This window comes from Streptomyces tardus (genome assembly GCF_018101125.2).
Lineage (GTDB): Bacteria > Actinomycetota > Actinomycetes > Streptomycetales > Streptomycetaceae > Streptomyces > Streptomyces tardus.
Genome location: NZ_JAELVF020000001.1, coordinates 315,457 through 331,191 on the forward strand (window position 1 = coordinate 315,457; position 15,735 = coordinate 331,191).

The window sequence follows — 15,735 nt, forward strand, 5'->3', positions numbered from 1 at the left end:
CGATGCGACCACCGCCGCGGGATCGGCGAGCAGGGCTCGGACCGGTCTCGGAACACCCCGTGGACGCCCTTGATCCGGTCAAGGTTTGGTCAATTCTCCCTGCATACGGCGCAGTTGTGCGAACGGACGAATTCCTTTCCCCTGCCCGCTACCCCCCTGACATGTACGCGGCCCACATGGCAGGCTGCCGCCAAGCACTGGGAAACCCCCCACTCCCATTCAAGGAGCCCATGTGAGACCCCACCGCGTACACCGCACCTCCCGCCGCGCCGTCACGATCGGCGCGGCGCTTGCCGGTTCGGCCGCTCTGCTGGCCGCCGGCATCAGCACCGGCACCGCCGGCGCGGCGCCGTCCGACGCCAACAAGGGCGCCCTGCCCGCCAGCCTTTCGGCCGGCGACTACCTCAGCCTGGTGAAGGCCGCCGACGCCCCCGCGGCGAAGAAGGCTGTCGCCAAGGAGCTCAAGCTCGGTTCCAAGGAGGCGCTGGAGGTCCGCAGCGTCATCAAGAACAACAACGGGGACACCCACACCCGTTACGAGCGCACCTACGACGGTCTGCCGGTCATCGGCGGCGACCTGGTCGTCCAGAAGACCAAGGGCGGCGACACCGAGCGCGTCACCAAGGCCAACGACGCGAAGATAGCCGTCGACACCGACGCCGCCGTCGCCGCGCACAAGCCGAAGAAGTCCGCCGCCAAGGGCAGCGAGGCGCCGCGCCAGGTCGTACTGGCCGTCAAGGGCAAGCCGGTGCTCGCCTGGGAGACCGTCAACGGCGGCGTCCAGAAGGACGGCACCCCCAACGAGCTGCACGTCTTCACCGACGCCAAGACCGGCAAGAAGCTCTTCGAGTACCAGGGCATCCACAAGGGCACCGGGACCGGCCAGTACAGCGGCGAGGTGGAGCTCGGCACCACCGAGGCCGACGGCAAGTTCACGCTGACCGACGGCGAGCGGGGCAGCGGCCGGACCACCGACCTCAACAACGGCCAGTCCGGTGACGGCGAGCTCTTCACCAACGACTCGGACGTCTGGGGCGACGGCACCCCCGCCAACCGCGAGACCGCGGCCGTCGACGCGCACTTCGGCACCGCCGCGACCTGGGACTACTTCAAGGACGTCCACGGCCGCGACGGCATCCGCGGTGACGGCGAGGGCGCCCTGACCCGGGTCCACTACGGCGACAACTACGTCAACGCCTTCTGGTCCGACGCCTGCTTCTGCATGACCTACGGCGACGGCGAGAACAACGAGAAGCCGCTCACCTCGACGGACGTCGCGGCGCACGAGATGACGCACGGCGTCACCTCCGCCACCGCGGGCCTGGTCTACCAGGGCGAGTCCGGCGGTCTGAACGAGGCCACCTCCGACATCTTCGCCGCCGCGGTCGAGTTCCACGTCGACAGCGAGGCCGACGTCGCCGACTACATGGTCGGCGAGATGATCGACATCAACGGCGACGGCACCCCGCTGCGTTACATGGACGAGCCCTCCAAGGACGGCAAGTCCCTGGACTTCTGGGAGGAGGGCGCCGGTGACGTCGACGTCCACTACTCCTCGGGTATCGCCAACCACTACTTCTACCTGCTGGCCGAGGGCAGCGGCGAGAAGGAGATCAACGGCGTCAAGTACAACTCGCCGACCTCCGACGGCTCGACGCTGGAGGGCATCGGCATCGAGAAGGCCGCGGACATCTGGTTCAAGGCCCTCACCGAGCAGATGACCTCCACCTCGGACTACGCGGACGCGCGCCGGGCCACCGTCGCCGCCGCCACCGACCTCTACGGCGCGGACAGCGCCGAGGTCACCGCCGTGGAGGCCGCCTGGGCCGGAGTCAACGTCAACGGCTGATCCGGCACCACGGCACCACAAGCACCACCCCACAGCAGCACAGCAACACAGCGGCGGGGCCCGACCACCGAAACCACGGTGGCCGGGCCCCGCTCGGCTGCGGGAGGTGCGGCGCTACGGCGTCACCACCTCGGCGACCTCGTCCCGGGCCGACACCTCCTGCGGACCCGCCGCGAGGCCCAACTCGGCGCCGTGGGCCAGGAGTCGGTGCGAGGGCAGGATGCGGACGGTGTAGCCGAAGGGGCCGGTGCGGTCCAGCGCCAGCGGCCCCTCGTACGTCCAGTTGCCCGCGAGATCCGCGCCGCCGACCGGCTTCAGCGGCACCCGCACCGGGTCGGCGATGTCGTCCGAGCCGTCCACCCGGCCGGCGACCGCCTGCACCTCCACGTCGGAGGGCCGGAGCTCGCCGAGGGAGACCTGCACCCGCAGCGAGAGCGAGGTTCCCAGCTCAGGTCCCGGTTCGAGGCTGTCCTCACCCGGGCCCTGCGCCTCGATGTGGCCCACCCGTACGCTCGGCCACTGCGCCCGTACGACCGACTTCCACCGCGCCAGCTCACGGGCGGCGGCGCTGTCCAGCTCGCGGTGGGAGCGGGCGGCCGGGGCGTACAGCGTCTCGGCGTACTCGCGCACCATCCGGTCGGCGAGCACCTTGGGTCCGAGACGCTCCCGGGTCTGGCGGATCATCTCCAGCCAGCGCTGGGGGCGTTCGTAGAAGCACGGTGCGACCTGCGCCTCCAGCATGTCGTAGAGCGCGGCGGCCTCGATGGCGTCCCGCCGGTCGTCGCCGGCGGCCGAACCGTCCGCGCTGGGGATCGCCCAGCCGAAGTCCGGGTCGTACCACTCGTCCCACCAGCCGTCGAGGACGGAGAGGTTCAGGCAGCCGTTGAGCGCTGCCTTCATCCCGCTGGTGCCGCACGCCTCCAGCGGACGCAGCGGGTTGTTCAGCCACACGTCGCAGCCGGCGTAGAGCTTCTGCGCCATCCGCATCCCGTAGTCCGGGAGGAAGACGATGCGGTGCCGCACTCTCGGATCGTCGGTGAAGCGCACCAGCTCCTGGATGAGCTTCTTGCCGCCGTCGTCGGCCGGGTGAGCCTTGCCCGCGACGACCAGCTGCACCGGCCGCTCGGGGTGGAGCAGCAGCTCCATCAGCCGCTCGCGGTCGTGCAGCATCAGCGTCAGCCGCTTGTAGGACGGCACGCGTCGGGCGAAGCCGACAGTCAGGATGTCGGGGTCGAGCACGTTGTCGATCCAGCCGAGTTCGGCGTCTGCGGCGCCGCGGGAGCGCCAGGAGCGGTGCAGTCGCTCGCGCACGTCCTGGACCAGCTGCTCGCGCAGCGTACGGCGCAGCTCCCACAACCTGCTGTCGGGCAACGGGCCGGTGTGGGCGGCGAGTTCGGGGGCGACCCAGGTGGGCGCGTGGACGCCGTTGGTGATCGAGGTGATGGGCACCTCGGCGGCGTCGAAGCCTGGCCACAGACCGGCGAACATCTGCCGGCTGACCGCGCCGTGCAGGGTGGAGACGCCGTTGGCGCGCTGGGCCAGGCGCAGCCCCATGACGGCCATGTTGAAGAGGCCGGCGGTCTCCGGGGCGTCCTCGGTCCCGAGGCCCAGCACCTGGTCCGCGGTGATGTCGGGCAGCTCGCCGTCCTCGCCGAAGTGCCGGTCGATCAGCTCCCGGTCGAAGCGGTCGATGCCGGCGGGCACCGGGGTGTGCGTGGTGAAGACGGTCCCGCCCCGCACGGCCTCCAGCGCCCCGTCGAAGTCGCTGCCCCGGCGGATCAGCTCCTGGATGCGCTCCAGCCCGAGGAAGCCGGCGTGGCCCTCGTTGGTGTGGAACACCTCCGGCTCCGCGTGCCCGGTGATACGGCAGTACGCGCGCACCGCACGCACGCCGCCGATGCCGAGCAGCATCTCCTGGAGCAACCGCTGTTCGCGCCCGCCGCCGTACAGGCGGTCGGTGACGTCGCGCTCGGCGGCGTCGTTGTGCACGACGCCGGAGTCCAGCAGCAGCAGCGGCACCCGGCCGACCTGGGCCTGCCAGATCCTGGCGCGCAGCGTACGACCGCCGGGGAGCGCGAGGCTCACCTCGACATCGGTGCCGTCGGCCTCCCGCAAGGGGGACAGCGGCAGCTCGTCCGGGTCCAGGACCGGGTAGCGCTCCTGCTGCCAGCCGTCGCGGGAGAGCGTCTGGCAGAAGTAACCGTGCCGGTAGAGCAGGCCGACGCCGATCAGCGGCAGCCCGAGGTCGCTGGCGGCCTTGAGGTGGTCGCCGGCGAGGATGCCCAGGCCGCCGGAGTACTGCGGAAGGGCGCCCGCGATGCCGAACTCGGGCGAGAAGTAGGCGACGGCGGCGGGGAGTTCGGCGCCTTCGGCGACGCTGCGCTGGTACCAGCGGGGCTCGCTCAGATAGTCGCGCAGATCGCCGGAGGCGACCTCCAGGCGGCGCAGGAAGCCGCGGTCGTGGGCGAGGGCCGCCAGGCGGGACACCGAGAGGGAGCCGAGCAGCCGCTGGGGGTCGCCCCCGGCGGCCTGCCACCCCTGGGGGTCGGCGTGGCGGAAGAGGTCACGGCTGCCGCTGTGCCAGGACCAGCGCAGATTGCGCGCCAGTTCACCCAGCGGTCGAAGCGGTTCGGGAAGTACGGGACGCACGGAGAAACGACGAATGGCCTTCACTCCTCGAAGGTAACGGCGCATTCTTCCGGTCCGTGCGGGTCCGTGGCGTTTCGTACTACTTCACTCGGTGGAGGCACAGCGCTGCTCCGTCGTACGGGATCGGTGCCGCCGATCACTCATCTCGCCCTGGAAACGGGCCCGTTGCCCGGCAACAGCGGTGTCTCAGGGCTGTACCAGACAACCTTGGGCCATGGATCGGGGTCTACAGGTCGGATGATGATGTCTGCGCGCCGGGTCCGCTCCGCGAGCATTCCCGCGCACGAGTCGCACCTATGCCACACCTCACGGGGGAACACCATGCGCATCCGGCCCATCGCCGCACTAGTCTCCGTCGCCGCAATGGCGGCCCTCTCGACCGCCTGCGAGGACCCGGGGGCGGACACACCGGCCAAGCCACCCGCCTCCGACCAGCCGGAGGAGCCCGACCAGCCCGAGAAGCCGGAGGAGCCCGACCAACCCGAGAAGCCCGACCAGCCGGAGACGCCGGAGACCCCGGGGAAGGAGGTCGACGCCGACCTCGGCAAGACGCTGAAGCTCGGCGAGACCACGCTGGTCACCCACGACTCGGGCACCTCCAAGACCACGATGGAGGTCACCACCAGAACGGTCGTCAAGGGCGAGGTCGCCGAGCTGGAGGACGTGCGCCTGGACGGCAAGGAGCGCGAGATGGTGCCGTACTACGTCACGGTCAACTACCGGTACGTGGACGGCGAAGCACCGCGCGTGCCCTCCCTCGGGGTGACCCCGAAGCTCCGGGACGGCCGCGGCGAGGAGGCGGACCGCATCTTCACCACGGACGACGACGTCGCACAGTGCGTCAACAGCCGGCCGCAGCAGCTGGCCAAGGGCGAGGACTTCACCAGCTGCCGCGTCTTCCTGGTCGGCAAGAGCGAGAAGGCCGCCAACGTGGCGTACCAGAGCAACTTCCGCGAGGATCCGGTGGTCTGGAAGGTCGAGGACTGACCGACCCTCCACGGCCGAGGCGAACGACCCCGTACTCCGGAGTCGTTCGCCTTTCGCGTCCGAGTGGGCCGACAGTCCTCGAACCTCCACACGAGTGACGTGGGGGCACCGGACCCGCACGCACCCGGACGGCCCACCCCCCAAGCGGCTACAAAAGGGACGAAACTCCCCCAACTACCGCAGGTGAGCCCATGATCGGCCGTATTCCCATCCTGGACGTCCAGCCCCTCGTCGATTGCGGGCGAAGGCCGGCGCGTGCGGTGACGGACGAGACGTTCGAGGTCTCGGCCACCGTCTTCCGGGAGGGGCACGACGCGGTCGCCGCGAACGTGGTGCTGCGCGGACCCGACGGTCGCACCGCCCCCTGGACCCCGATGCGCGAACTGGCGCCCGGAACCGACCGGTTCGGCGCGCTGGTCACCCCGGACGGCGAGGGCCGCTGGACGTACACCGTGGAGGCGTGGAGCGCGCCGGTGGCCACCTGGCTCCACCACGCGGCGGTGAAGATCCCCGCCGGGGTCGACGTCGACCTCACCTTCACCGAAGGCGCCCGGCTGCTGGACCGGGCCGCCGGCCGGGTCCCGAAGAACGAGGGCCGCGCCACCGTGCGCGCGGCGGCCCGCGCACTGCGGGCGGAGAACCTGGAACCCGAGGCGCGCCTCGCCGCGGCGCTCACCCCCGAGGTCCTCTCGCTCCTCGACCACCACCCGCTGCGCGAACTGGTCTCCGCCACCCGGGCGCTGCCGCTCCAGGTCGAGCGCCGCCGGGCGCTGTACGGCTCCTGGTACGAACTGTTCCCGCGTTCCGAGGGCGCCGTGCTGGAGGAGGGCCGGCCGCCCCGCTCCGGCACGTTCCGCACCGCCGCCGAGAGGCTGCCCGCGGTCGCCGCGATGGGTTTCGACGTGGTGTACCTGCCGCCGGTCCACCCCATCGGCGAGGCGTACCGCAAGGGCCCGGACAACTCCCTGAGCGCCGGCCCCGACGACGTCGGCTCGCCCTGGGCGATCGGTTCGCTGGACGGCGGCCACGACGCCCTCCACCCGGACCTCGGCGACTTCGCGGACTTCGCGCACTTCGTCGCCACCGCACGCAGCCTCGACATGGAGATCGCGCTCGACTTCGCCCTCCAGTGCTCCCCCGACCACCCCTGGGTCAAGGAGCACCCGGACTGGTTCCGCACCCGGGCCGACGGCTCGATCGCCCATGCCGAGAACCCGCCGAAGAAGTACCAGGACATCTACCCCATCGAATTCGACAACTCCCGCGAGTCCTGTCGGGAGTTGGTCGAGGAGACGGTACGGGTACTGCGGTTCTGGATGGAGCGGGGCGTACGCGTCTTCCGGGTCGACAACCCGCACACCAAGCCGGTGGCCTTCTGGGAGAAGGTCATCGCCGACATCAACAAGAACGATCCGGACGTGATCTTCCTCGCCGAGGCGTTCACCCGACCCGCAATGATGCACGCGCTGGCCCGGGTGGGCTTCCAGCAGTCGTACACCTACTTCACCTGGCGCGACTCCAAGCAGGAGCTCACCGACTACGTCACCGAGCTGAGCGGTCCGGCCGCCGCGTACATGCGCCCGAACTTCTTCGTCAACACCCCGGACATCCTGCCCGCCTCGTTGCGCCACGGCGGACGCGCCGCCTTCGGCATCCGTGCGGTGCTCGCCGCCACCCTCTCCCCCACCTGGGGCGTCTACGCCGGCTTCGAACTCTGCGAGAACGAGCCCACCGTCCCGGGCAGCGAGGAGTACCTCCACTCCGAGAAGTACGAGCTGCGGCCCCGCGACTGGGCCGCGGCCGAGCGGGAGGGACGTTCGCTGGCGCCGCTGCTCACCGCACTCAACCGCATCCGCCGCGAGCACCCCGCGCTCCAACAGCTGCGCGACGTGCGGTTCCACCGCACCGACAACGAGCAGGTCCTCGCCTACTCCAAGCGCAGCAACATCCCCTACGCCGACTCGGTACTCATGGTCGTGAACCTCGATCCGCAACACACCCACGAGGCAACGGTGTCGTTGGATACCGAGGAACTCGAAGGTTTCGGCCTCACCCCCGCTCAGGCACGTGGCGCCGAACCGTATCCGGTGCGCGACGAGCTCACCGGCGAGACCTACCACTGGGGCAGGGACAACTATGTGCGCCTGGAGCCCGGCAGAGCCGACGTTCCGGCCCCGGCGCACATTTTTTCTCTGCGACCGTCCCCACCGACCGGAGGGTCACCCTTTGATGAGCGTCAATGAGCCTGTCCCCGACACGTTCGAGGACACACCCGCGAAGGACCGCGATCCCGAGTGGTTCAAGCGGGCCGTGTTCTACGAAGTTCTGGTCCGTTCCTTCCAGGACAGCAACGGCGACGGCGTGGGCGACCTGCGCGGCCTCACTGCCAAACTCGATTATCTCCAGTGGCTCGGCATCGACTGCGTATGGCTGCCGCCCTTCTTCAAGTCGCCACTGAAAGACGGCGGTTACGATGTGTCGGACTACTCATCGGTGCTCCCAGAATTCGGCGACCTCGCCGACTTCGTAGAATTCGTGGACGCCGCGCACCGCCGCGGAATCCGGGTCATCATCGATATGGTGATGAACCACACCAGCGATCAGCACGAGTGGTTCCAGCAGTCCCGCACCGACCCGGACGGGCCGTACGGCGACTACTACATGTGGGCCGACGACGATTCGCAGTACGCGGACGCGCGCATCATCTTCGTCGACACCGAGCAGTCCAACTGGACTTTCGACCCGGTGCGCAAGCAGTACTACTTCCACCGCTTCTTCTCGCACCAGCCGGACCTCAACTACGAGAACCCGCAGGTGCAGGAGGAGATGATCGCGGCCCTGCGCTTCTGGCTGGACCTCGGCATCGACGGCTTCCGGCTGGACGCGGTCCCCTACCTGTACGCGCAGGAGGGCACCAACTGCGAGAACCTCCCCGCCTCGCACGAATTCCTCAAGCGGGTGCGCGCCGAGGTCGACACGCACTACCCGGACACCGTGCTGCTCGCCGAGGCCAACCAGTGGCCCGAGGACGTCGTCGACTACTTCGGCGACTACGACAAGGGCGGCGACGAATGCCATATGGCATTCCATTTTCCGGTCATGCCGCGTATCTTCATGGCGGTGCGCCGGGAGTCCCGCCACCCGGTTTCGGAGATCCTCGCCAAGACCCCGTCGATTCCGGCAAGCTGCCAGTGGGGCATCTTCCTGCGCAACCACGACGAGTTGACGCTGGAAATGGTCTCCGACGAAGAGCGCGACTACATGTACGCGGAGTACGCCAAGAACCCGCGCATGCGGGCCAACATCGGAATTCGGCGTCGGCTCGCACCACTGCTGGACAACGACCGCAACCAGATCGAGCTCTTCACCGCCCTGCTGCTCTCGCTGCCGGGCTCGCCGATTCTCTACTACGGCGACGAGATCGGAATGGGCGACAACATCTGGCTGGGCGACCGGGACGCGGTGCGCACCCCGATGCAGTGGACGCCCGACCGCAACGCCGGTTTCTCGTCCAGCGATCCAGGACGGCTCAGCCTTCCCGCGATCATGGACCCGGTCTACGGATACCAGGTCACCAACGTGGAGGCATCGAAGAGTTCGCCCTCCTCGCTGCTGCACTGGACCCGGCGAATGATCGAGATCCGTAAGCAGAACCCCGCGTTCGGGCTCGGCGAATACACCGAACTGCCGTCCTCCAATTCGGCGGTGCTCGCCTACATCCGGCACCTGAAACTGCCGGAGGGAAGCGCGAGCGAGGACGACGTGGTGCTCTGCGTCAACAACTTCTCGCGCTTCCCCCAGCCGACCGAGCTCGATCTGCGCGAGTTCGTCGGCCGCCATCCGGTCGAGCTGATCGGCGGGGTGACCTTCCCGGCGATCGGCGAACTGCCGTTCCTGCTCACCCTGGCGGGGCACGGCTTCTACTGGTTCCGGCTGCGCAAGCCGCAGGAGTGCCCGGACGCCTCGACCGCTCTCTGAGCACACCGGCGGCCCGGCCACCCGCCGGGCCGCCGGCCTCGCCCCGCTCCCCGCATGACCTCGTACGTCCCAACCCACAACGCGCGTCCCGTGGCGGCCGGCCCAGGCCGGAGGCGACGGGGCTGTTCCGCGTATCACCGTCGTGTCCGGAGGAAGCCCGGTGAAAGGTGCCATGACCGTAATCCCGGACAGCGTCCCGCTCGGTGTCGCTCTGCCGGAGACGGCCGATTCCACGCTGCTCAGCTCGCTCAGCTCGCTGCTGACCAGGTGGCTGCCGAACCAACGCTGGTTCGCCGGCAAGGGGCGCCCCCTCGACGGGCTCACTCTCGCCGCCGCCACCGAACTGCTCCCCTGCCGTCCCGGCAGCGCCACCCCGGGGCTGCTGCATCTGCTCGTCACCGCCCACCAGGGCCGCGACACCGACTGCTACCAACTGCTGCTCGGTGTACGGGCCGTACTGCCTCCCGCGCTCGTCCCCGCGCTGATCGGCCGTCCCGAGACCGGACCACTGCGCGGCTGCGCGGTGTACGACGCCGTACCCGACCCGCGGCTGACCGCCGTGCTGCTGGAACGGCTCCGCGCTCCCGGCCGCCTGGGTGCGCTGCGCTTCCTGCGAGAGGCCGGGACCGCGATCGGCTCCGGGCTGAGCCCGCGCCCGCTCAACGCCGAGCAGTCCAACTCCTCGGTGGTGTACGGCGACGCCTTCATCCTGAAGCTCTTCCGACGTGTCGCGCCCGGCTCCAACCCCGATCTGGAGCTGCCGCTCGCACTGGCCAGGGCCGGATGCCGGGAGGTACCGGCCCCGGCGGCCTGGTTCGAGTCGGCCGAACCGCCCAGCGGCGGCGGCCCGCTCACGCTCGGCATCCTTCAGCCGTATCTGACCGGCAGCAGCGACGGATGGCAGCTTGCGCTGCGCGCCCTGGCGGACGGGGAGAGCTTCGAGGGGCCCGCCCACGCACTCGGCAGGGCCACCGCGTACGTGCACACCGCGCTCGCCCGCACCCTGCCCACCGACGTACTGGCAGGCGGCGAACTGGCCGCGCTGGCCGAGGAGATGACCGAACGTCTCGACCGGGCCACCGAGGCCGTGCCGGAACTCGACCGCTACCGGCCCGCCCTGCGGGACGCCTTCCGTGCCGTGGTCGACATGGCCCGCGCAGGTCACCAGGTGCCCGTCCAGCGCATCCACGGCGACCTCCACCTGGGGCAGGTGCTGCGCACGGGCGCCTCGGCCGGCGGCGGCAGCTGGGCGCTCATCGACTTCGAGGGCGAGCCGGCGAAGTCCCTGGCCGAGCGGCGCACCCCGCAACCGGTGCTGCGCGATGTCGCGGGCATGCTCCGCTCGTTCGACTACGCCGCTCACTCCCGCGGCGCCACCGCCGCCTCGCGCGCGTGGGCGCGCGCCAACCGCCGCGCCTACCGGGCCGGGTACGAGGAGGCGGCCGGCACCGAACTGCGCGCCCAGGCCGCGCTCCTGCGGGTCTTCGAGACCGACAAGGCCGTGTACGAGGTGCTGTACGAGGCCCGGCACCGGCCCAGCTGGCTGCCGATCCCGATGGCCGCCGTCCGCCGCCTGGCCGGAGGCCCCGGATGAGATGTTCGCCGACCCCGCCGCAAGCGGTGACGCAGCCGCCGTGCGCGGCACGGGTCGCGGCGCTCGGCCCCGAAGGATCCGTTCCCGAACACCCGGTCCCCGTACCGCCCGCGACCACTGACGCCGTGCCGACGCCGAACCCAGGGAGTACCCCGTGACCGCCCGCCCGAAGGCCCCGCAGACCTCCGAACCCACCCCGCCCGCTCCCCGCGCGGGAACCGGCCGCAGGACGCGTACGACGGACCGGAAGCGCTCGGCCGAGAGCGTACCCGCGGCAGACCCGGCGCCGGCGGGAAGCCCCGACGCGGTCGCCCCTGCACGCGGTGCCGGCACCGGGGACTGGGGCGACGAACCGGCGACCGCAGCACCGTCGACCACCGGAGCCGCCGCCCGTACCGCCCAACCCGCCCGTCCCTCCCGGGCGCCGCACCCGGAGCCCGCGGCCCTGCGCCCCGCGCCGCCGCTCTCCGAGGACGAGCGCCGCCGGCTGCTCGACGGCGCCCATCACGATCCGCATGCGCTGCTCGGCGCACACCCCGCCCCGGACGGCACGCTCTTCCGGGCACTGCGACCGCACGCCGTATCGGTGCGGATCGTCGCCGAGGGGGTGGAAGCCGAGCTGCCGTCGCTGGGCGACGGGCTGTTCGCCGGCGTGCTGCCGGGCACCGCGCCCGACGCCCACCGGCTGCTCGTCGACTACGGCGACGGCCCGCTGCCGGTGGACGATCCGTACCGGATGCCGCCCAGCCTCGGCGAGTTCGATCTGCATCTGATCGGCGAGGGACGGCACGAGGAGCTGTGGCAGGCGCTCGGCGCCCGTCCGATGGTCCACCGGGGCGTGACCGGGACCCGATTCACCGTGTGGGCGCCGAACGCCCGCGGAGTGCGGGTGACCGGGGACTTCACCTACTGGGACGGCCGGGCGCACCCGATGCGCTCGCTGGGCTCCAGCGGGGTGTGGGAGCTGTTCCTGCCGGGTGTCGGGGAGGGCGCGCTCTACAAGTTCGAGGTGTGCGGGCCGGACGGTGTCCGCACCCTGCGCGCCGACCCGATGGCGCGCCGCACCGAGTGCCCGCCGGCGACCGCCTCGGTGGTGACCGACTCGGCCTACGAGTGGAACGACGCGCAGTGGATGAGCGGGCGCGGCGCCCGGCCGGTCCACCGGTCCCCCTTCTCGGTCTACGAGGTGCACCTCGCCTCTTGGCGTCCGGGGCTCGGCTACCGCGAGCTGGCCGAACAACTCCCCGCGTACGTGGCGCAGTTGGGCTTCACTCATGTCGAGCTGATGCCGGCGGCCGAGCACCCCTTCGGCGGCTCCTGGGGATACCAGGTCACCGGCTACTACGCACCGACCGCGCGGCTCGGCGGCCCGGACGACTTCCGGTACCTGGTGGACGCGCTGCACCGGGCCGGCATCGGTGTGCTGATGGACTGGGTGCCGGCGCACTTCCCCAAGGACGAGTGGGCGCTGGCCCGCTTCGACGGCACACCGCTCTACGAGCACGCCGATCCGCGGCGGGCCGAGCACCCGGACTGGGGGACGCTGGAGTTCGACTACGGCCGCAGGGAGGTCCGCAACTTCCTGGTCGCCAACGCGGTGTACTGGTGCGAGGAGTTCCACATCGACGGGCTGCGGGTCGACGCCGTCGCCTCGATGCTCTACCTGGACTACTCGCGCGAGGAGGGCGAGTGGTGCCCCAACGAGTTCGGCGGGCGCGACAACCCCGACGCGGTCGCCTTCCTCCAGGAGATGAACGCCGTCCTCCACCGCCGCTGCCCCGGCGTGGTCACCGTCGCCGAGGAGTCCACCGCCTGGAACGGCGTCACCCGCCCCACCCATCTGCCCGGCGGCGAACTCGGCCACGGCGGCCTGGGGTTCAGCCTGAAGTGGAACATGGGCTGGATGCACGACTCGCTGGTCTACATGTCCAAGGAGCCGGTGCACCGCAAGTACCACCACAACGAGATGACCTTCTCGATGGTGTACGCCCACTCCGAGAACTACGTGCTGCCGATCTCGCACGACGAGGTGGTGCACGGCAAGGGCTCGCTGGTGTCCAAGATGCCGGGCGACTGGTGGCAGCAGCGCGCCAACCACCGCGCGTACCTGGGCTTCATGTGGTCCCACCCGGGCAAGCAACTGCTCTTCATGGGACAGGAGTTCGCGCAGGGAGCGGAGTGGGCCGAGTCCCACGGACCGGACTGGTGGCTGCTGGACCCGGCCTACGGCGCGGCGGCCGACCACCGCGGCACACGGGACCTGGTGGCCGACCTCAACGCTCGCTACACCGCCGCGCCCGCACTGTGGGAGCAGGACTGCGAACCGGCCGGCTTCAGCTGGGTGGTGGCCGACGCGGGCGAGGACAACGTACTGGCGTTCCTGCGCTTCGCCGCCGACGGCAGCCCGCTGCTGGCGGCCTGCAACTTCTCCCCGGTGGTGCGCCACGACTACCGGATCGGCGTCCCCGGCGGTCCGTCGCACTGGCGCGAGGTGCTGAACACCGACGCCGAGAGGTACGGCGGCAGCGGTGTCGTCCAGCCGAGCCCGGTACCGGCCGAACAGCACGGGCAGCACGAGCAGCACGGTCGGGGGGCGTCCCTCTCGCTCACCCTGCCCCCGCTGGCGACGGTCTGGTACCAGCCGGCCTGACCCGGCGGCCGGAGCGGCGGTGCCGGCCCGGGTGCGCACCGGCGTTGCCGGCGCGCACCCGCCGTCCGTGGGGCAGAGCCGTCGCCTCGCGGGGCGGCAGCCGCTGAGGCACCGTGGAGGCCGGGGCGGTGGAACGCGTACGTGCCGCAGAACGCGCGCAAGTGCCGGCGCCGTGCGGGCGCACCGGCGCCGGCACGGCATCGGGTCGGACCGCGAGCACTGGAGAGAGCAGATGAGTGAGCACACCTACCGCATCACCGAGATCGTCGGCACCTCGCCCGAGGGGCTGGACGCCGCGATCGGAAACGGCATCGCCCGGGCCTCGCAGACGCTGCGGGGGCTGGACTGGTTCGAGGTCACCGAGGTGCGCGGGCACATCGTGGACGGCGCTGTCGCCCACTACCAGGTGGGGCTGAAGGTCGGCTTCCGGCTGGACGACGGACAGCCGTAGCCGGCACGCCGATCCTGTCGGGGCGCCCCGGGCACTGCGAGGCCGGGGCGCCCCGCGGTGCGTCCGGGCACGGCATCCGGGGCGCGAGGCGAGTGGCTGGTCCTTCGTCGGCGGAAGAGCGTGCCGCGGGACCGGCGCGAGCAGCCGGGAAGCAGGAACGGAGGCGGTCGGGGCGGGGCAGGGCGGCGGGGGCCGCGGGTACGCGCCGGGCCTCGGGGGCCGCGGGCACAAAAAAGAGGCAGGTGGGCGAGGCCTGCCTCTGAAGCATGTGGGGGGAATTTCTGTGGCTCAGGTCACTTGACCGCGCCCGTGACCGGCACACCCCGGTAGATTTTTTTAACGCTTTCTTAGCGCCTCACCCTGGAAGGAATTCCGAAGTTGCGCACGAAAGGGAACGTGCCCATCCGAGCGGCTGCCCGCACCTGCGTGTCAGGAGGGGGTCAACTGGTCGCCCATAGCCCCGTTGAGGAGGCACAGGAGGTGGAGGCTGGGGGTCGCGCCACCTTCCTCGATACGGTCGATCGCGGCCACCGTCAGCCCGGCACGCTCCGCCAACTCGCCCTGGGACCAGCCCAGTTGAGCACGGCGATCGTAAACGGCCTGGCCGAAGGAGGTGGGACACACGTGCGCCTGAGGCATCTCGGCCACTGCTTCGCGCCGGCTGCCCTTGAAGATGCGATATCCCTTGTTCATGGCTCCGCAGATTCCTTGAGTGAGTGACGAACCGGCATCACTGTCCGCCTTTCCTACGCACTAGTCAAGCTGCCCACAAGTGACGTACTGCAAGCGGAATTCAGCTTGCGAGAAGCAGCCACTTCTCGCACTTATCGCGACTGCCCGCAACGCGTCGGTGACCAAGTGAGACCGGGTGCGTCGCCACGTGGGCAGACGCGGCCGAACGGGGTCCGGTTGCCTCCGGAGCCCGGGGCAACCAACCCGGTCCGGTCGTACGGCGCGCGCGCTCGACGGCACCCCGTACGGGTGGCGGTGCCACACCTCCGCCACCCGTACGCGTGACACCCGCGTGCCGCCGCACGGACAGGACCCGGCCGCACTCCAGCAGCGTCGTCCTGTTCTACAGCGGGGAGTCCTCCTCCAAGGACAACAACGGCGGCGACCAGGGCAACTGGAACCGTGAGCACGTCTGGGCCAAGTCCCACGGCGACTTCGGCACCTCGCCCGGCCCGGGGACGGACATCCACCACCTGCGTCCGACCGACGTCCAGGTCAACAGCATCCGCGGCAACAAGGACTTCGACAACGGCGACGAGCCCGTCGAGGGCGCGCCGGGCAACAGCACCGACAACGACTCGTGGGAGGCGGACGACGAGGTCAAGGGCGACGTCGCCCGCATGATCTTCTACATGGCCACCCGCTACGAGGGCACCGACAGCCACCCCGACCTGGAGCTCAACGACCAGGTCGAGAACGGCTCCGCGCCGCTGCACGGCAAGCTCTCGGTCCTCAAGGAGTGGCACGAGGCCGACCCGCCCAGCGACTTCGAGAAGAACCGCAACCCCTTCATCGACAACCCGGAGTGGGTCGGCGAGATCTTCTGATCGCCCGCTTCCTCCTCG

The 15,735-nt window shown here is 70.6% G+C and carries 9 protein-coding genes and 1 pseudogene; 8 read left to right on the top strand and 2 right to left on the bottom strand.

Features of this window, described 5'->3' with window-relative positions; all coding sequences use genetic code 11:
* Window positions 1-232: 232 nt before the first annotated feature.
* Window positions 233-1,849, top strand: a complete 1,617-nt coding sequence (locus tag JGS22_RS01305) for a M4 family metallopeptidase (RefSeq protein WP_211040617.1) — start codon at window positions 233-235, stop codon at window positions 1,847-1,849.
* 114 nt (window positions 1,850-1,963) lie between these two features.
* Here JGS22_RS01305 and glgP read toward each other — a convergent pair whose 3' ends face one another.
* Window positions 1,964-4,522, bottom strand: a complete 2,559-nt coding sequence (glgP, locus tag JGS22_RS01310) for an alpha-glucan family phosphorylase (RefSeq protein ID WP_211040616.1) — start codon at window positions 4,520-4,522, stop codon at window positions 1,964-1,966.
* Between the two features lie 297 nt (window positions 4,523-4,819).
* Here glgP and JGS22_RS01315 point away from each other — a divergent pair, with 297 nt between their 5' ends.
* The 6 genes from JGS22_RS01315 (at window position 4,820) to JGS22_RS01340 (ending at window position 14,158) form a co-directional block, all read left to right on the top strand.
* Window positions 4,820-5,485 (top strand): hypothetical protein, encoded by a 666-nt coding sequence (locus JGS22_RS01315; RefSeq protein WP_211040615.1) that lies wholly within the window; start codon window positions 4,820-4,822, stop codon window positions 5,483-5,485.
* Between the two features lie 191 nt (window positions 5,486-5,676).
* The gene (locus JGS22_RS01320) at window positions 5,677-7,728 is read left to right on the top strand and encodes an alpha-1,4-glucan--maltose-1-phosphate maltosyltransferase (protein WP_211040614.1); all 2,052 of its coding nucleotides are present in this window, start codon (window positions 5,677-5,679) and stop codon (window positions 7,726-7,728) included.
* Window positions 7,715-9,463 carry a maltose alpha-D-glucosyltransferase gene (treS, locus tag JGS22_RS01325; protein WP_211040613.1) on the top strand — a complete coding sequence of 583 codons (1,749 nt, stop codon included), beginning with the start codon at window positions 7,715-7,717 and terminating at the stop codon, window positions 9,461-9,463. The genes JGS22_RS01320 and treS overlap by 14 nt, the downstream gene beginning before the upstream one ends.
* Before the next feature lie 172 nt (window positions 9,464-9,635).
* Window positions 9,636-11,057, top strand: a complete 1,422-nt coding sequence (locus tag JGS22_RS01330; RefSeq protein ID WP_211040612.1) for a maltokinase N-terminal cap-like domain-containing protein — start codon at window positions 9,636-9,638, stop codon at window positions 11,055-11,057.
* Window positions 11,058-11,211: 154 nt separating this feature from the next.
* Window positions 11,212-13,707: a 1,4-alpha-glucan branching enzyme gene (glgB, locus tag JGS22_RS01335; RefSeq protein WP_216814803.1), complete on the top strand. Its 2,496-nt coding sequence runs from the start codon at window positions 11,212-11,214 to the stop codon at window positions 13,705-13,707.
* A 232-nt stretch (window positions 13,708-13,939) separates the two neighbouring features.
* Window positions 13,940-14,158 (top strand): dodecin, encoded by a 219-nt coding sequence (locus JGS22_RS01340; protein ID WP_211043752.1) that lies wholly within the window; start codon window positions 13,940-13,942, stop codon window positions 14,156-14,158.
* A gap of 429 nt (window positions 14,159-14,587) precedes the next feature.
* On the opposite strand, the gene JGS22_RS01345 is transcribed toward JGS22_RS01340, so the two are convergent.
* Complete coding sequence (locus tag JGS22_RS01345; RefSeq protein ID WP_211043860.1) at window positions 14,588-14,851, bottom strand: helix-turn-helix domain-containing protein; 264 nt, start codon at window positions 14,849-14,851, stop codon at window positions 14,588-14,590.
* A gap of 317 nt (window positions 14,852-15,168) precedes the next feature.
* On the opposite strand from JGS22_RS01345, the pseudogene JGS22_RS01350 reads away from it, so the two are divergent.
* Window positions 15,169-15,717: pseudogene (locus JGS22_RS01350) on the top strand (endonuclease I family protein); the annotation flags it as partial.
* Window positions 15,718-15,735 lie beyond the last annotated feature (18 nt).